The sequence below is a fragment of the Sagittula sp. NFXS13 genome (assembly GCF_040148795.1).
In the GTDB taxonomy this organism is placed as follows: Bacteria; Pseudomonadota; Alphaproteobacteria; order Rhodobacterales; family Rhodobacteraceae; genus Sagittula; species Sagittula marina.
Window position 1 is genome coordinate 615,433 of the sequence record NZ_JAGEMH010000002.1, and the last position, 16,146, is coordinate 631,578.

The window sequence follows — 16,146 nt, forward strand, 5'->3', positions numbered from 1 at the left end:
TCTTGCACATGAGAGGTCGCTGTCGCATGGTGGACCGAAGAGCGGAAAAGAGGCACGCATGACAGGTGAAATCACCGATAAACCCACCGAATTGACCGGACGTCTATTGATCGCCATGCCGGGCATGGAAGATCCGCGATTCGAATGGGGCGTGGTGTTGCTGTGTGATCATTCTGCCGACGGCGCCATGGGCCTGATCATCAACAAACCGGCGCAAGACATCGACATGAGCGCGTTGCTGACGCAGCTCGATATCGAAAATACCGCGGATCTGGGGGCTTTGCCTGTGCGCTACGGCGGCCCGGTCGAGATGGGGCGCGGCTTTGTGCTGCATTCGCCAGATTACGCTTCTGCGGTGACAACGCTGGAGGTCACGGATGATCTGAGCATGACCGCGACGCTCGATGTGCTTGAGGATCTTGGCAAAGGGCAGGGGCCTGAGAAGTGGCTGATGATGCTGGGCTACGCGGGCTGGGGGCCGGGGCAATTGGAACATGAAATTGCCGAGAACGCCTGGCTCGTCTGTGAGGCGGCGCCGTCGTTGATCTTTGGTCTCACGGATACCGACAAATGGGAAGCGGCGCTGGAGACCTTGGGCGTGTCGCCCATGATGTTGTCCTCCGAAGGCGGTCGCGCCTAGCAGTCTGCGGCGCGACCCGCATGGCACTTTAGGCGCGAGCCTCGTCCATGAGGCGGCGCATTTCCGCGATAGCCGGTTGCAGCCCGCGAAAAATCGCTTCGCCGATCAGGAAGTGCCCGATGTTCAGCTCCATCACGTCTGGAAAAGCGGCCACAGGCTTGACGGTTTCATAGGTCAGGCCGTGGCCTGCGTGGACCTCCAGCCCAAGGCCGTGGGCATAGGCGGCCATGTCGCGCATTTTCTCCAGCTCGGTGGCGTGCAGTTCCATATCCCCGTCGGAAAAGCTGTCGCAGTAACCACCGGTATGCAGTTCGATCACTTGCGCGCCGATGCGATGGGCGGCGTCGATCTGACGCTTGTCCGCAGCGATGAAAATCGACACGCGGCAGCCCGCTTCGCGCAAGGGGCCGATGAAATGCGCCAGGCGGTTTTCGTCATTGGCGACTTCCAGTCCGCCCTCGGTGGTGCGCTCCTCGCGCTTTTCCGGAACGATACAGACGGCGTGCGGCTTGTGCCGCAGGGCGATCTTTTGCATCTCGTCGGTGGCGGCCATTTCGAAGTTCAGCGGAACCGTCAGCGCGTCCATCAGCCGTTCGATGTCTGGGTCGGTGATATGGCGGCGGTCCTCACGCAGGTGGGCGGTGATCCCGTCGGCACCCGCGTCTTCGGCTAGCTTGGCGGCCCGGATCGGGTCGGGGTAGTCGCCCCCCCGGGCGTTTCGGACAGTGGCAACATGGTCAATGTTGACGCCAAGACGGAGGCGGCCAGCATAGTCGGTCATAGCTTTCGATCCCTTGCATTCCGCGGGGCGGTCAGATTTTGATCAAAAGGTAGCGTTTCGGTTACGGAAAGAAAAGCGCGTGATTGCCGTTCCGTCATGCGCGCTGCGCAAGATCAGCGACCCTCGCGGGCGCGGCCTTCTGCCTTGCGTTTTTTCAGTTCGGCCAGCTTTGCGGCGATGGCCCCTTTGCGGCGGTTTTGAAAAGCCGTGATGATCGGCAAGGAGATATAATAGCAGATCGTCGCCGTAATGATGCCGGGAATGATCCCGCCGATCATATAGGGGTAGAACACCTCGTCATAAAAGATACGCAGGTTGGTCCAGTCGACCTGATGGCCGCTGAGCACCGCCCAAAGATTGCTCCACAGATCATCGCCGGCCTTCAGGAATTTGGTGACCAGCCCGCCTCCTTCGTGGTGGTGGGTAAAATTGTCAGAGTTATTCAGATCCAGCAGCCAATACCCGGTTTTCATCGACACGACGCCGATGGGCACGTAGGTCAGCGGATTGCCAAAGAACGTGGCCAGGATCGCAGCCAACAGGTTGCCGCGCATGACAAAAGAGATAATCGCTGCCGTCAGGAAGTGCAGCCCGTAGAACGGCGTGAACGTGGTGAACACCCCCGCCCAGATGCCGCGCGCAATGCGGTGCGGCGGGTCGGGAAGGCGGTTAAGCCGTAGACGGACGTAACGCGCTGCGCGCCCCCAGCCACCCTTGGGCCAGAGCGCTTCGAGCCCGATCCGCCAGATCGGCCGTCTGTCGCGTCGCTTAAACACCGAATGTCGCCCTTTATTCCGCCGCCTCCGGCATGGTTTCCAGACCCGGATCACGGCGTCGCTCAACCGAAGCCACCATGCTTTCGGCCTCCAGCGAGGAGATCACGGAATGCAGATGTTCAGCGTCACGCAGGTCCACTTGCATCATAATCCGGTAAAAATCTGGTTTGCGATCCTTGAAGGTCATGTCCGAGATATTGGCCTTCCGCTCGCCAATCAATGTGCAAATGCGCCCAAGCGCCCCGGCATCATTTGACAGCACCATTTCCAGGGAGACGCAATAGACCGCCGGATGCGTTCCGTCCGCCCAATGCAGGTCGAGCCAGCGGTCCGGCTGTTCCTCGTATTCCTCCAGAGAGCTGCAGTCGATGGCGTGCACGGCGACACCTTTGCCGCGGTGCACGATGCCCACGATGCGTTCGCCGGGCAGCGGTTGGCAGCAGGTTGCGCGTTCGAACCCCTGACCGCCAAGGCCGACCACGGCGCGCTTCATCTCCACCTCGTTTTCGGCAGCGATGACAAGGTTGGGGTAGACGGTTTCCACCACCTCTCGCGTGGTCAGTTCGGCGCTGCCAAGCCGCGCAAGCAAGGTTTCCACGTCGCCAAGGCGCAGCGTGGTTGCGGCTTTTTCCAGCGCCTTGTCGGTGGCCTTCTTGCCATGGGATTCAAAGGCCGCGCGGGCCAGCTCCATTCCCAGCTTGGCAAAGCGTTCCTTGTTCGCCTCGCGCAGGGCGCGGCGGATCGCGGTCTTGGCCTTGCCGGTGGTGGCGATGTCGAGCCATGTGGCCTGCGGGGCCTGCCCCTCGGCGGTGATGATCTCGATCGACTGGCCATTTTTCAGCCGGGTCCAGAGCGGGACGCGGATGCCGTCCACCTTCGCGCCGACGCATTTGGACCCGATGCGCGTGTGAATCTGATAGGCGTAATCCAGAGGCGTCGCCCCTTTGGGCAGCTTCACAACGTCGCCCTTGGGCGTGAAGCAGAAGACCTTGTCCGAGTACATTTCCAGCTTGACGGCCTCCAAGAAGGCGTCGTGGTCTTCTTCCTGATCGAATTGCTCCGTCATCTGGGCGATCCACTTGGCAGGATCGACAGCAAAGCGGTTCGCGGCGGGGGCACCATCGCGGTAAGACCAATGGGCCGCGACGCCGGTTTCGGCGACCTCGTGCATTTCACGGGTCCGGATCTGCACTTCGACGCGCTTGCCGTCGCGGCCCGACACGGTCGTGTGGATGGAGCGGTAGCCGTTCGATTTCGGCTGGCTTATGTAGTCCTTGAACCGGCCGGGGACGGATTTCCAGCGCTGGTGAATCGCCCCCAGCACGGCGTAACAATCGGCCTCTGACCGGGTGATCACGCGGAAGCCGTAGATGTCGGAAAGACGGGAAAACCCGATCTTCTTTTCCTGCATCTTGCGCCAGATCGAGTAGGGCTTTTTCGCGCGCCCGTAAACTTCGGCGTCGATGCCTGCCTTTTCCAGTTCCTTGCGCATGTCCGAGGTGATCCGGTGGATGACATCCCCGGTTTCCTTCTGCAGCGTGATGAAGCGGCGGATGATTGATTCGCGGCCCTGCGGATTCAGGACGCGGAAAGCCAGATCTTCGAGCTCTTCGCGCATGGACTGCATCCCCATGCGTCCGGCGAGAGGCGCGAAGATATCCATGGTTTCGCGCGCTTTCTGCATCTGCTTTTCAGGCTTCATCGCCTTGATTGTGCGCATGTTGTGCAGACGGTCGGCGAGCTTCACAAGGATCACGCGAAGATCCTTGGACATGGCCATGAACAGCTTGCGGAAGTTTTCCGCCTGCTTGGTCTCTGAACTGGAAAGCTGGAGGTTGGTCAGCTTGGTCACACCATCGACCAACTCCGCCACGTCCTTGCCGAACTTTTCAGTGACCTCGGAGTAGGTGGAGCGGGTGTCTTCGATCGTGTCATGCAGCAAGGCCGTGATGATGGTGGCATCATCCAGCTGCTGTTCGGTCAGGATCGCGGCGACGGCGACGGGATGCGTAAAATAAGGCTCCCCCGACTTGCGGAGTTGCCCATCATGCATCTCGCGCCCGTATTCATAGGCCGCTTTGATCAGCTTTTCGTTGGTGCGCGGGTTGTAGTTGCGAACGAGTGCAACAAGATCATCAGCGGCGATCATGCTGCCTCATCCTTCCAACCCTTTGCCGGTCTCAGCTCTGGCCCTGTGCTTCCATCAGAGCGCGCAGGAGCTTTTCCTCAGACATATCGTCTTCCTGAGGTTTGTCCTGTTCTGCCCCCATGAGCAATGCCATCGCGTCGTCTTCCGGCTCGTCCACTTCGATCTGAGACTGGTTGGACTCGATCAGGCGTTCGCGGAGCTCGTCGGTGGACTGGGTTTCCTCAGCGATTTCACGCAGGGCAACAACCGGGTTCTTGTCGTTGTCTCGGTCGACGGTGATCGCCGCACCGGAGGCGATTTCGCGGGCGCGGTGCGCTGCGAGCATCACCAGATCAAACCGGTTGGGAACCTTATCGACGCAATCTTCTACCGTCACGCGGGCCATGTGAACGCTCCAATCCTATGGTGGATTCTTCTCGAGAAAATCCCACTTACCGCGAGACGGGCCGAGATACAAGGGATGGGCCATCACAATGCGACTGGTTCAGCCCGCAAATGATCGGGCAGGGCGGCACATAGACCTGCGGTTGATTGTCGCAGCACGGGGTGCTGCCAAGTCGGGGCGACATCCAGAAGCGGCACGAGAACAAAGGCGCGGTCCTGCAAGCGGGGATGCGGCAGGATCAGCTGATCCGGGGTTTGGCATGTCTGCTCCCGCGGTGTCAAACGCTGCCATGTGTCATAGGTTTCCGGGTCTGGCAAAACTGTATCGCCGACGGCCAACAGGTCCAGATCAAGCGTGCGACTGCCCCACCGCTGAAGCCGGGCTCGTCCGAAATCAGCTTCAATTTCATGCAACTTATGCAGGAAGGTCGCAATTTCTGTTCGATCCAGATCAAATCGGGCGGCGCAGCAGGCATTGACGTAGTCAGGCCCGCTTCCGGCGGGAAAGCAGGGCGTTGCATAAAGTCGGCTTACCCGCAGAGGTGTGATGCCCTTGGCTGGCATCGCGTCAAGTGCGGCGCGCACCGTCTGGGCCGGGTCACCAGCGGATGACCCTAGGTTAGACCCTAATGCAATCAGGTATTCTTGTGTCAATTATGCCCCCAATCTATTCTAAAGAGATATGTCGCCGCCTTGCGATACGTGCTCAAAGCATTATTCTTCTGCCCTACGCCTGCAAACACTCACTCACTCACACTCAATCTGTTGCGCGGGCAAATTTAAAGAAAGGACTTTTCATGTTTTACAAGGACGAACGGCTTGCGCTGTTCATCGATGGGTCGAACCTATACGCTGCGGCAAAGGCTCTCGGCTTCGACATCGATTATAAGCTATTGCGGCAGGAATTCGCGCGACGCGGCAAAATGGTGCGCGCCTTTTACTATACAGCGCTTTTGGAAAATGACGAGTATTCGCCGATCCGCCCGCTGGTCGACTGGCTCCATTACAACGGCTTCACCATGGTGACGAAGCCTGCGAAGGAGTACACTGACAGCCAAGGCCGTCGGAAGGTCAAAGGCAACATGGATATCGAGCTTACGGTCGATGCGATGGAGCTGGCACCACGTGTCGATCACATCGTGCTGTTCTCCGGCGACGGTGATTTCCGCCCGCTGGTGGAATCGTTGCAACGTCAGGGCGTGCGCGTATCGGTGGTGTCCACCATTCGCAGCCAGCCTCCGATGATTGCGGATGAACTGCGCCGTCAGGCAGACAACTTCATCGAGCTGGATGAACTGCGCGACGTGATCGGACGCCCGCCGCGCGAAACGCCGGTTGAACGCAATTTCGAGGTTGCTTCCTCGACCTGAAACGCCACATCCCGAGGGCGGCGCGGATGGGGCCGCGCCATCACCGGGGGCGATAGGACATGCAGTCATTATGCTGACAGATTTGGCCGCCTCGTCGCTTGGATTGGGCGGCCTTTTTGTAGCTGCCTTCGGCGCTGCGACTGTTCTGCCATTTCAATCGGAAATCGTCTTTGCCGGTTTGCAAGCCACCGGGCAGTGGCCCCTGTGGGTGCTGGTTGTTGTGGCCAGCATCGGCAATACGCTTGGGTCCGTTGTGAATTACGGCATGGGCGTGGGGCTGGAGCGTTTCCGCCACAAGCGCTGGTTTCCCGCCAACGAGGAACAACTGGATAAAGCGCAGCGCTGGTATGCCAAATGGGGCTTGTGGTCATTGTTATTGTCTTGGGCGCCACTGGGCGATGCGATTACGCTGGCCGCAGGGATCATGCGCACGCCATTGTGGCAATTCGTGCTTTTGGTCGGATTTGCCAAGACGGTGAGATATATTGCCTTCGCATGGAGCGCGGCGTTTATCCTCGGCTAGCTGCTTGGGGTGATGATGGCCGAAAGGTCATGTCTGCGTCGTATCGAAAGCAGAATGTTCTAGCGCATGTCGACCGTGGGCGCGTTTGACCACCTTCGCTGACGGACGTCACCGTCGATCACTGGACGAATGCTCACCGGGTGACTAGGTGAAGTGCCAAAGGAGACCCGTAATGACCGACACTGCTCTGCGCCCCCTCGACGTATACCTTGCCGCGCCGCGCGGGTTTTGCGCTGGCGTGGATCGCGCCATCAAGATCGTCGAGATGGCCTTGGAAAAATGGGGGGCACCTGTCTACGTGCGCCACGAGATCGTGCACAACAAGTACGTTGTGGATGATCTGCGGGCAAAGGGCGCGGTCTTTGTCGAAGAGCTCGAAGAATGCCCTGACGACCGTCCTGTGATCTTCTCCGCCCACGGGGTGCCCAAGGCGGTCCCGGCAGAGGCGGCGAAGCGTGAAATGGTCTTTGTGGATGCCACCTGTCCGTTGGTGTCCAAGGTCCATATCGAAGCGGCCCGCCACGCGGAAAACGGGCTTCAGATGATCATGATCGGCCATGCGGGCCATCCGGAGACGGTCGGTACCATGGGCCAGCTGCCGCAAGGCGAAGTGCTGTTGGTGGAGACCCCTGACGACGTCGCCCATGTGGAGGTGCGCGACCCCGAGCGGCTGGCGTTCGTTACGCAGACAACCTTGTCTGTGGACGATACGGCGGACATCGTGGCGGCGTTGCAGAAGCGGTTCCCTGCCATCGTCGGCCCGCATAAGGAAGATATTTGCTACGCCACAACAAACCGTCAGGAGGCGGTAAAGGCCATCGCGTCAAAGATTGACGCCCTCATGGTCGTGGGTGCACCGAATTCGTCGAACTCTCGGCGGTTGGTGGAGGTGGGGCGCAAGGCGGGCTGCGCCTATGCGCAGCTTGTGCAGCGCGCCGAAGACATTGACTGGCGCGCGCTGGAGGGGGCCAGATCCGTGGGCATTACCGCCGGAGCCTCCGCGCCCGAAGTGCTGATCGAGGAGGTCACGCAGGCCTTCCGTGACCGGTTCGACGTGTCCGAAAGGGTGGTGGAAACGGCGCAGGAAAATGTGGAGTTCAAGGTGCCGCGCGTGCTGCGAGAGACCGCCTGATGCCGCACCCGTTCGATCCGCAGGAGGTGCTTTCTCAGCCTCTGATGGCCTTTCTGGCGACGCTTGACGACACAGGCGCGCCGCGTACGGCGCCGGTCTGGTTTTCCTGGGAGGGCGGTGCGCTTTGGATGTTGTCCGACGAAGCTGCCAGTTCTGCGCGCAGGGTGGCCAGTGACCCGCGCGTCAGTGTCGAGATCGTGGATTACGACAACGAAGACGGGCTTTTGCGTCATCTGGGGCTGCGCGGCAGCGCCACGGTGGAGCCGATGGATGCGGCCCTCTTCCGGCGGTTGCTGACGCGTTACCTCGGCACGCCTGAAACATGGAACCCATGGTTCGTTGAAACGGTCGCACAGATCGACGCGCCGTCGGGGCGGCTGATCCGTCTGGTGCCTGAATCGCTTTTCACCAACGACGTGAGCTATTTTCGGACCGGCCCGGTTCTGGCGACACATGCCGTGCTCGATGGCACAGGGTCGTGACTGGACAAGTGTCACGGTTGAGGTAGGGTCAGGGTTGATTGTCATTAGCCCGGAGTTTGCCAAATGCGTCTTTTTTCCATGATCTTTATCACCGCCACCAGCTTTGCCTCCATGACCACATTGGCGCATTCAGAAGTGGCAAACCCGGTCGTCAAGGCGCGCATGGCCGCCATGAGCGACATCGGCGCATCGATGAAAACACTGGGCAAGATGGTCAAGGGCGAGACGGATTTCGACGCCATGGCCGCTCAGGCGGCAGTGGATACGGTTGCTGCGCGGGCAGAGGCGGCGCCCGAGTTGTTCGAGCCAAAGGAAACCGACCCGGAATCCGAGGCGCTGCCAGCCATCTGGGACAACTGGGATGACTTCGTGACCAAGGCAGAGGCGCTTCAAACCACTGCGGAAGGGATCACGATCACCGCCGCTGCTGATCTCGGCCCGGCAATGGGCCAGTTGGGCGACGCCTGCAAAGCATGCCACAGCAAATACAAGGAATGATGCGGATCGCTGCACTCGCGGCGATTTGCGTCGCGGGGCCTGCTTGCGCAACCCATGAACTTGACGCGCGAGATCTGCAAAATGGGCAAGCCGTCTATGCCGAGAGCTGTGCTATGTGCCATGGTGCAGCGCTCGAAGGCCAGCCGGATTGGCAAATCCCCAATGCAGATGGCAGCTTGCCTGCGCCGCCGCATGACGAAACGGGCCACACATGGCATCACTCCAATGCGCAGAATTTTGACTACGTGAAATACGGTGGGGCACAGCTGATGAAGCGGCTCAATGTCACCGACTTCACCAGCGGAATGCCCGGATTTGGTGACACTTTGTCCGACGACGACATCTGGGATGTGCTCGCCTACATCAGGTCGCAATGGCCTGAAGAAATCCAGATCATGCAGGCCGGCCGTAACCCCCCGCACGAGTGACGCATCCGGCAGACACTGGCGTTGGGAGATGTCCCGGCTACAATGGTTCGAGGTGGATGACGGGCTGCCCCTGTCATCCTTAAAGGACCGGAGACACACAATGACACAGATTCCACGCTCTGCCTTGCTGCTTGGCCTTGCGGGCGTTCTGCCCTTCGTCTGGGGGGCGCTGACGTTGTTATCGCCTGCATTGGGCGACTGGGCGCTGGCACACTTGGCGGTCGCTTCACCGGGCCATACGTCCAGCTGTATTACGGGGTCGTCATCCTGGCCTTCATGTCCGGCGTGCTTTGGGGCTTTGCCACAAAGGCGACAGGCGAGCAGGCAACGACAGGCTATGTGTTGTCGGTCATCCCGGCGCTTTGGGCGTTTTTCATGACCGGGATCGGGACAAAGGCCTCGGGCGTTTCGTTGATCGTGGGGTTCATAGGGCTTTTGATGATCGACGCGGCCTTTGCCAGGTGGGGGCTGGCGCCCGCGTGGTGGATGAAACTGCGCGTGTTGCTGACGACATTGGTGGTGGCCTGCCTCGCCGTGAGCGTGGTTCTGTGAACGATCGCGAAACGCTTTCGGTCTATGACGCACGCGCGGCGGAGTACGCAGAGAGCTTTGGCAAAGATCACGCGTCAGACCCGTCGTTGCGCGCTTTCATCGACGCGCTGCCTGACGGCGCCAAGGTTCTGGACCTCGGCTGCGGTCCGGGCAGTTGGGCGGCGGCTATGCTGGCGGAGGGGTTGGAGGTCGATGCCGTTGATGCCTCTGCCGGGATGGTGGCGCAGGCGCGGAACGTGCCCGGCTTGCAGGTTCGGCAGGCCAGTTTTGACGAGATTTACGCGGTTCATGTCTACGACGGGATCTGGGCGAATTTTTCGCTGTTGCATGCCCCGCGTGACGATATGCCGGGTCATCTGGCGCGGCTGCATCTGGCGTTAAAGCCCGGAGGCTTGATGCACATCGGCCTGAAAACGGGTCGTGGGGCTGCGCGCGACCGGTTGGGGCGTTTCTACACCTATTATACGGTGACCGAGATGACCGGCCTGCTGGAGGCGCTGGGCTTGTCCGTCGGCGATCTTCGCGAAGGTGCGGACAAGGGGCTTGACGGGGTGGTGGCGGGCTGGTTCACCCTGACCGCTCGCAAACCGCAGCAGGAGTGACCCATGCCCGACCTTTACGCCTATACTGACGGGGCTTGCTCCGGCAATCCGGGGCCCGGAGGCTGGGGCGTGCTGATGCAAGCCAAAGAAGGCGGCGCGGTCGTCAAGGAGCGTGAGCTGAACGGCGGCGATGCGCATACCACCAACAACCAGATGGAACTGATGGCGGCAATTTCCGCGCTGGAATCGCTCAGCCGCCCGTCGAAAATCGTTGTGGTGACGGATAGCCAATACGTCAAGAATGGCGTAACCGGCTGGATCTTTGGCTGGAAGAAAAACGGCTGGAAAACCGCTGCCAAGAAGCCGGTGAAGAATGTTGAGCTGTGGCAGCGGTTGGACGCGGCGCAAGCGACCCATGATGTGACATGGCAATGGGTGAAGGGGCACGCCGGCCACCCGGAAAACGAAAAGGCGGATGAGCTGGCTCGGGCTGGCATGGCGCCGTTCAAGAAATAAGCGCGCGTCGGGATACGCCGGAAGAGAGATGTCTTTCGCGTCGATAGATATCAGGTCCGCACGAGGGGAGGTGTCATGACCGCTTTGAACCTGCTCGACTACGCGAGCGTTCTGATCTTTGCGCTGACCGGCGCGCTGGTGGCAAGCCGCGCGCAGTTGGACGTTGTGGGATTTGTCTTCATGGCCTGCCTGACGGCGGTCGGGGGTGGGACGCTGCGCGATCTGATGCTGGACCGCAATCCGATCTTCTGGATCGCGGACCCAACCATACTGGCTGTTGCAAGTGGCGCGGCGCTGCTGGTGTTCTTCACCGCGCATCTTCTGGAAAGCCGCTATTCCGCGATCCTTTGGCTGGATGCGGCGGCGCTGGCCGTTGCTGTCGCGGCTGGGTCGGGAATTGCGGTGGCCCAAGGACAGCCTGCGCCCATCGTGTTGGTCATGGGGGTGGTGACAGGCTGTGCGGGGGGCTTGATGCGCGACGTGGTCGCAAACGAGCTGCCATTGGTCCTGAAACAGGGCGAACTCTATGTGACATGCGCGTTTTTCGGCGGGCTGGCCACGGTTCTGGTCTCAGACTATGGCGCGGCAGAGGCGGGTCTGGCCTGTGCCGCGGTGACGTTTGTGGCGCGGGCGGGCAGCATGGCCTTTGGCTGGCGGTTGCCAGTCTACAAAGGGCGTCCGCCGCGCACCAAACCCTAGTTCATCTTTCCGTCGGTCAGGCCGCGCTTGCACAGCTCCGGACCTGATTCATGCTGCGAAAAAGCCGTGACGCCGCAGGTCTTGCAACGGAAGGGGCGCAGACGGCCCTTTGCCTCCCCATCCGGCACCCACTTGCAGTTCTTTTTCGCCGGACGGGCGGCCCCGCCGCCGCCCATGCTCATGCCGCGACTGCCGCCGCGGGTGCGCCACGACCAAAGCGCGAGCGCGGCGATGACGAGGATGGCGAGCAGCGCCGTGGTCATTGCAGATCCCCGAAGGCCTGTTGCAGCCGTTGCACCGCCTGTTCGACGCGCGCACGCGGTGTCGCGAAGTTGAAGCGCAAGAAGCTTTCCCCGCCTTTGCCAAAGGTCGGCCCGTGGTTGGCCGCGATCTTGGCGTCCTGTTCGACACGCTTGACGTAGTCCGCGCGCGGCATCCCGGTGCCGGAGAAGTCGACCCATGCGAGATAGGTGGACTGCATGGACATGCTTTCGAGGCCGGGGATGGCGTTCACTGCTTCGTCAAACAGACGGCGGTTTCCGTCCAGATAATCGGTCAAATCATCTACCCAGGCCGCGCCTTCGGGGGAGTAGGCCGCTTCTGCCATGAACAATCCAAAGGAGTTTGGCGACATGCCAAAGCCAGCCATGCGCGCGGCGAATTTGGCCCGCAGAGCCTCGTCATGGATGATGACGTTGCCGATGTGCGCACCAGCGATGTTAAAGGTCTTGGTCGTGGCGGTCATCATCACCAAACGGTCCGCAATGCCTTCGATCAGCGCCATGGGCGTATGCGTTGCGCCGGGCATGACCAGATCGTGGTGAATCTCGTCAGAGATAAGCACAAGGTCGTGGCGCTTCGCGAATGCCGCGACGCCTTCGAGTTCGGCGCGGGTCCAGACGCGGCCACCGGGGTTGTGTGGCGAACAGAGCACCAGCATGGTCTCCGACCCGGTCATCTGTGCGTCCCATGCGTCGAAATCCATGCGGTACTGGCCTTCGACCACGGGCATTTCACATTCCACGACCTTGCGACCGGAGGCCTGAATGACGCGGGCAAAAGCGTGGTAGACAGGTGTGAAAAGAACGACGCCGTCGCCGGGGGCCGTGAAGGATTCGAGGCACATGGCCGTGCCATTCACCAGACCGTGTGTGGTAAAGATCGCACCCGTGTCGATGGACCAGCCGTGGCGCGTGTCCATCCACCAGCGGATCGCCTCGCGGTAGCTGCTGTCATCTCCGTAGTAGCCGTACACGCCGTGGTCGGCCATTTTCTGCACCGCAGCCTGAACGCAATTCGGCGGGCGGAAGTCCATGTCGGCGACCCACATGGCCAGCCCGTCATCCGCGGGCACGTTATAGAGCGTCTCCATCATGTCCCACTTGGCCGAGTGGGTGCCAGTGCGGTCGATCTCTTCGTCAAAGCGGCTCATGCAAGGTCTCCTGTGATGGTGTAAGAGTCCTCCCAAGAGGTGCGCGCAGGCGCAAGGCCAAAATTTGCGGGCTTTGTGACGTCTCGCGGGCCATTTGAGCTGAAATACGGTGCGCTTGTGCCCTTGCGTGATATTGCGATTCATCGCGCCTGCGCCTAAATCGTGCGGATGAAGCGTTCGATCCTGATCCACCCCGACCCGCGTCTGAAGAAGGTCTGTGCAGAGGTGCCCGACCTGTCGGACGACCTGCGCGTCCTGGCCGACGACATGCTGGAAACCATGTACGATGCGCCGGGGATCGGCTTGGCCGCCCCGCAGATAGGTGTCATGGACCGCCTGATCGTGATGGATTGTGCCAAGCCTGATAATGGCGAAGAGCCGCGACCGCTGGTGATGTTCAATCCGCGAGTGATTGCGTCCTCGGACGATCTGAACGTCTATGAGGAGGGGTGTCTGTCTATTCCTGACCAATATGCAGATGTGGAGCGCCCGAAGGTGGTGGATGTGGCCTGGCTCGACGTGAATGGTGTCTTGCAGACCGAAACCTTTGACGGGCTCTGGGCCACCTGCGTACAGCACGAGATCGACCACCTCGATGGCAAGCTTTTTATCGATTATCTCAAGCCGCTGAAGCGCAACATGATCACCCGCAAGATGGTCAAACTGAAAAAAGAACGTGCGAGGGATTCTGTATGAGTGTGCACCCGATTGTAAAATGGCCGGATGCGGCGCTGAAATTGCGCTGCCGTCCGGTGGCGGTCTCTGATGATGTGACGGCACTGGTCGCGGATTTGTTCGACACCATGTATGACACGCAGGGCCGCGGGTTGGCTGCGCCGCAGATCGGCGTGGACGCGCGAGTTTTCGTCATGGATGCGGGCTGGAAATCAGGGGAGAAGACGCCGCTCGCCTGCCTGAACCCGGAAATCGAAGTGCTCGACGGCCCGGAAGTCGATGGCGAAGAGGGCTGCCTGTCCATGCCGGGTGTGTCGGTGACGGTTCCGCGGGTGGAGCATATCTGCCTGCGTTTCAGCGACCTGCAAGGCGAGCGGCAGGAACTGATCCTGACAGGCGCAGAGGCGCGCATCGCGCAGCACGAGGCGGATCACCTCGACGGGAGAATGCACTTTCACCGCATCGACAGTGCGTCACTGGCAGATGTCATGGCAGAATGGGGCGCGCGCACGTGACTGTTCGCCCCTTTGTGGCATGGCCGGACAAACGCTTGCGATCGGTGGCGGACCCGGTTTCCGAGGTGACGGACGAGATCCGCACGCTTTGGGATGATATGATCGAAACGATGGACGCCATGCCGGGGGTCGGCCTTGCCGCGCCGCAGATCGGCGTGATGCTGCGTGTGGCGGTTGTGGATGCATCGGATACGCGCGGCCAGGCGATCCGCATGGCCAACCCGGAGATTCTGCATGCCTCGGTGCACATGCGCGAGCACGAGGAAGGCAGCCCCAATTTGCCGGGCGTCTGGTCCAAAATATCGCGCCCCCGTGCGGTGACTGTGGCCTATTTGGATGAGACCGGAACCCGTGTTGAAAAGGACTTGGTTGGGCTTTGGGCCACGTCATTGCAGCATCAGGTGGATCACCTGAACGGCAAGATGTTTTTCGACCATCTGTCCAAAGTGAAGCGCGACATACTGATCCGCAAAGCGCGAAAACGGTGAATGGCGTTTCGCTGCCTTGATATGCGAAGCGGGGCCAGCCCCCAGCCCCCGGAGTATTTATAAAGCACGGTAGCGGGCGGCGTTTTGTCGGTGGGCAACGGAGCCCAGAGTGGCTGCTGCGCGTTGAAGCGGTTAACCAATCAGGGCTTTGATCCCCGCGGCGTGGTCTGACGTGGCGGCGAGCGTGTCGGTTGCCAGCAAGCGCGCCTCGGCCAATGGATCGTCGATGATGCGGTCGATGAGGCCCCAGGTCTGCGCCTCCTCGACTGTGACTTTTGCACCGCCCATGAAGATCATCTTGGCACGGCTGGGACCGGCAAGCGCAGCGAGGCGTTTTGGGTCGGAGGGCTGCGGCAGAAAGCCGAGTTTCATCACTGGATAGAACAGTTTGGCGTTGGGGACGGACAGCCGCAGGTCGCAGGCGAGGAACATCCCCATTGCGCCACCGGCAACTGTGCCGTTAAGGGCGCAGATCGTCAGACCGCGATGGCGTGCAATTGCGGCTGACAATCGCTCCCACAAGGGGGATGTGGCAAGCCCAGCTTTGGCCGCATCAAGGTCGGCCCCGGCGGAGAAGACCTTGCCCGTGCCCGTCAACACCAGAACGCGGGCGGTTCGGGCGTCCTCTGCGATCTGGCAAAGCTGCTCCAGCATGTCCTGCGTCAGCGAATTTGCCTTCTCCGGGCGGTCGATGGTGGCGGTCCAATAGTCACCGTCCTTGTCCAGCCGGATCATGCAAGGCCAACCTTGGCGCGGACGTCGGGATCCCGCAGAGAGATTTCGTCGCCCAGATAGGCATCGGCCTCGGCGCCGCACATCCAGACCAGTGTCTGCGCCACCCATTCCGGCGGGATGTGGTCGGACCAGTCCAGTTGGCTGATGGGGTTCACGCCAGACGCCTTGATTTCCTTTTGCATCTGGGTCGCAACAGTGCCGGGTGAGAGAGATATGGCGCGGATGCCTTTGTCGCCATATTCCTTATGCGCCATCTTGGTCAGCATAAAAGCGCCGGCCTTTGAGGCGCAGTAATGCGACCATGCCTCTACCGGGCCATGCGCCGCGCCAGAGCCGATGGTCAAAACCGTGCCGTGGCCTTGTGACAACATGCCGGGCAGCGCCGCGCGCAGACCGTGAAACACGCCCTTGAGGTTGATGTCGATCACTGTGCCCCATGCGTCCGGGTCGGCGTCCGCCAGATGGGCGATGGGTTCGATCACACCTGCGTTGTTCACCACGATGTCCAGCCCGCCATGCGCGATCACACAGTTGGCCACGGCTTGCTCCATCTCCCAGTAGCGCGAAATGTCGCAGGGAATCGCAACAGCAGAAGCGCCGATTTCCCCGGCCAGTTCCGCGATAGCGTCAGAGCCGCGCGCCACCAGCGCGACTTTGGCCCCCGCGGCGGCAAAGGCGCGGGCGGCTTGTGCACCTATGCCACGGCTTGCTCCGGTGATCAGAACCACTTTGCCTGTCAGACTCATCTCGTGCTCCATCTCGTTTGCGCTGGGTCGTCTCGCAAAACTGGTAAAGACAACTAAGTATGGAATCCAGCCCCTTGACCCCA

At 60.9% G+C, this 16,146-nt stretch carries 22 protein-coding genes and 1 pseudogene; 14 read left to right on the forward strand and 9 right to left on the reverse strand.

What is annotated here, in order from left to right; all coding sequences use genetic code 11:
* The first annotated feature begins 58 nt into the window (after positions 1-58).
* Positions 59-640 (forward strand): YqgE/AlgH family protein, encoded by a 582-nt coding sequence (locus J4E08_RS07375; protein ID WP_349537923.1) that lies wholly within the window; start codon positions 59-61, stop codon positions 638-640.
* 28 nt (positions 641-668) lie between these two features.
* Here J4E08_RS07375 and J4E08_RS07380 read toward each other — a convergent pair whose 3' ends face one another.
* From J4E08_RS07380 to folK, 5 genes are all read right to left on the reverse strand, one after another.
* Entirely contained in the window at positions 669-1,421 is a 753-nt protein-coding gene (locus J4E08_RS07380; protein WP_349537924.1) for a pyridoxine 5'-phosphate synthase, read from the reverse strand.
* 113 nt (positions 1,422-1,534) lie between these two features.
* Positions 1,535-2,197, reverse strand: a complete 663-nt coding sequence (locus J4E08_RS07385) for a DUF2062 domain-containing protein (RefSeq protein ID WP_183962893.1) — start codon at positions 2,195-2,197, stop codon at positions 1,535-1,537.
* 13 nt (positions 2,198-2,210) lie between these two features.
* Positions 2,211-4,346, reverse strand: a complete 2,136-nt coding sequence (locus tag J4E08_RS07390; RefSeq protein ID WP_349537925.1) for a RelA/SpoT family protein — start codon at positions 4,344-4,346, stop codon at positions 2,211-2,213.
* A 31-nt stretch (positions 4,347-4,377) separates the two neighbouring features.
* Positions 4,378-4,731 carry a DNA-directed RNA polymerase subunit omega gene (rpoZ, locus tag J4E08_RS07395; protein ID WP_183962895.1) on the reverse strand — a complete coding sequence of 118 codons (354 nt, stop codon included), beginning with the start codon at positions 4,729-4,731 and terminating at the stop codon, positions 4,378-4,380.
* Positions 4,732-4,814: 83 nt separating this feature from the next.
* The gene (folK, locus tag J4E08_RS07400) at positions 4,815-5,384 is read right to left on the reverse strand and encodes a 2-amino-4-hydroxy-6-hydroxymethyldihydropteridine diphosphokinase (protein WP_349537926.1); all 570 of its coding nucleotides are present in this window, start codon (positions 5,382-5,384) and stop codon (positions 4,815-4,817) included.
* Between the two features lie 143 nt (positions 5,385-5,527).
* On the opposite strand from folK, the gene J4E08_RS07405 reads away from it, so the two are divergent.
* The 10 genes and pseudogenes from J4E08_RS07405 to J4E08_RS07450 all read left to right on the forward strand — a co-directional run bounded on the left by J4E08_RS07405 (position 5,528) and on the right by J4E08_RS07450 (position 11,472).
* Positions 5,528-6,100, forward strand: a complete 573-nt coding sequence (locus tag J4E08_RS07405; RefSeq protein WP_183962897.1) for a LabA-like NYN domain-containing protein — start codon at positions 5,528-5,530, stop codon at positions 6,098-6,100.
* A 70-nt stretch (positions 6,101-6,170) separates the two neighbouring features.
* Positions 6,171-6,623 carry a YqaA family protein gene (locus tag J4E08_RS07410; RefSeq protein ID WP_183962898.1) on the forward strand — a complete coding sequence of 151 codons (453 nt, stop codon included), beginning with the start codon at positions 6,171-6,173 and terminating at the stop codon, positions 6,621-6,623.
* Between the two features lie 172 nt (positions 6,624-6,795).
* A complete protein-coding gene (gene ispH, locus J4E08_RS07415) occupies positions 6,796-7,755 on the forward strand; it encodes a 4-hydroxy-3-methylbut-2-enyl diphosphate reductase (protein WP_183962899.1) in 960 nt (319 codons plus the stop codon).
* Positions 7,755-8,237 carry a pyridoxamine 5'-phosphate oxidase family protein gene (locus J4E08_RS07420; RefSeq protein ID WP_183962900.1) on the forward strand — a complete coding sequence of 161 codons (483 nt, stop codon included), beginning with the start codon at positions 7,755-7,757 and terminating at the stop codon, positions 8,235-8,237. The genes ispH and J4E08_RS07420 overlap by 1 nt, the downstream gene beginning before the upstream one ends.
* Positions 8,238-8,300: 63 nt before the next feature.
* Positions 8,301-8,735, forward strand: a complete 435-nt coding sequence (locus J4E08_RS07425; protein ID WP_349537927.1) for a c-type cytochrome — start codon at positions 8,301-8,303, stop codon at positions 8,733-8,735.
* Positions 8,732-9,163, forward strand: a complete 432-nt coding sequence (locus J4E08_RS07430) for a c-type cytochrome (protein WP_349537928.1) — start codon at positions 8,732-8,734, stop codon at positions 9,161-9,163. Before J4E08_RS07425 ends, J4E08_RS07430 begins: the two co-directional genes overlap by 4 nt.
* A gap of 100 nt (positions 9,164-9,263) precedes the next feature.
* Positions 9,264-9,715 (forward strand): annotated as a pseudogene (locus J4E08_RS07435) (DUF3429 domain-containing protein).
* Positions 9,712-10,317, forward strand: a complete 606-nt coding sequence (locus J4E08_RS07440; RefSeq protein ID WP_349537929.1) for a class I SAM-dependent methyltransferase — start codon at positions 9,712-9,714, stop codon at positions 10,315-10,317. The pseudogene J4E08_RS07435 and the gene J4E08_RS07440 overlap by 4 nt, the downstream one beginning before the upstream one ends.
* 3 nt (positions 10,318-10,320) lie before the next feature.
* A complete protein-coding gene (gene rnhA / locus J4E08_RS07445) occupies positions 10,321-10,773 on the forward strand; it encodes a ribonuclease HI (RefSeq protein WP_183962905.1) in 453 nt (150 codons plus the stop codon).
* Between the two features lie 75 nt (positions 10,774-10,848).
* Complete coding sequence (locus J4E08_RS07450; RefSeq protein ID WP_183962906.1) at positions 10,849-11,472, forward strand: trimeric intracellular cation channel family protein; 624 nt, start codon at positions 10,849-10,851, stop codon at positions 11,470-11,472.
* Here J4E08_RS07450 and J4E08_RS07455 read toward each other — a convergent pair.
* Both J4E08_RS07455 and J4E08_RS07460 read right to left on the reverse strand, forming a co-directional pair.
* Positions 11,469-11,735, reverse strand: a complete 267-nt coding sequence (locus tag J4E08_RS07455; RefSeq protein ID WP_349537930.1) for a hypothetical protein — start codon at positions 11,733-11,735, stop codon at positions 11,469-11,471. The genes J4E08_RS07450 and J4E08_RS07455 overlap by 4 nt on opposite strands.
* The gene (locus tag J4E08_RS07460; RefSeq protein WP_349537931.1) at positions 11,732-12,904 is read right to left on the reverse strand and encodes a MalY/PatB family protein; all 1,173 of its coding nucleotides are present in this window, start codon (positions 12,902-12,904) and stop codon (positions 11,732-11,734) included. Before J4E08_RS07460 ends, J4E08_RS07455 begins: the two co-directional genes overlap by 4 nt.
* Before the next feature lie 168 nt (positions 12,905-13,072).
* On the opposite strand from J4E08_RS07460, the gene def (J4E08_RS07465) reads away from it, so the two are divergent.
* The 3 genes from def (J4E08_RS07465) to def (J4E08_RS07475) are packed head-to-tail and all read left to right on the forward strand — an operon-like array spanning position 13,073 to position 14,582.
* A complete protein-coding gene (gene def / locus J4E08_RS07465) occupies positions 13,073-13,600 on the forward strand; it encodes a peptide deformylase (protein ID WP_183962909.1) in 528 nt (175 codons plus the stop codon).
* Entirely contained in the window at positions 13,597-14,094 is a 498-nt protein-coding gene (gene def / locus J4E08_RS07470) for a peptide deformylase (protein WP_349537932.1), read from the forward strand. The genes def (J4E08_RS07465) and def (J4E08_RS07470) overlap by 4 nt, the downstream gene beginning before the upstream one ends.
* On the forward strand, positions 14,091-14,582 hold the full coding sequence (gene def, locus J4E08_RS07475) for a peptide deformylase (RefSeq protein ID WP_349537933.1): 492 nt from the start codon (positions 14,091-14,093) through the stop codon (positions 14,580-14,582). Before def (J4E08_RS07470) ends, def (J4E08_RS07475) begins: the two co-directional genes overlap by 4 nt.
* Before the next feature lie 132 nt (positions 14,583-14,714).
* On the opposite strand, the gene J4E08_RS07480 is transcribed toward def (J4E08_RS07475), so the two are convergent.
* Positions 14,715-15,317 (reverse strand): enoyl-CoA hydratase/isomerase family protein, encoded by a 603-nt coding sequence (locus tag J4E08_RS07480; RefSeq protein WP_349537934.1) that lies wholly within the window; start codon positions 15,315-15,317, stop codon positions 14,715-14,717.
* Positions 15,314-16,063: an SDR family oxidoreductase gene (locus J4E08_RS07485; protein WP_349537935.1), complete on the reverse strand. Its 750-nt coding sequence runs from the start codon at positions 16,061-16,063 to the stop codon at positions 15,314-15,316. Before J4E08_RS07485 ends, J4E08_RS07480 begins: the two co-directional genes overlap by 4 nt.
* Positions 16,064-16,146: the final 83 nt, after the last annotated feature.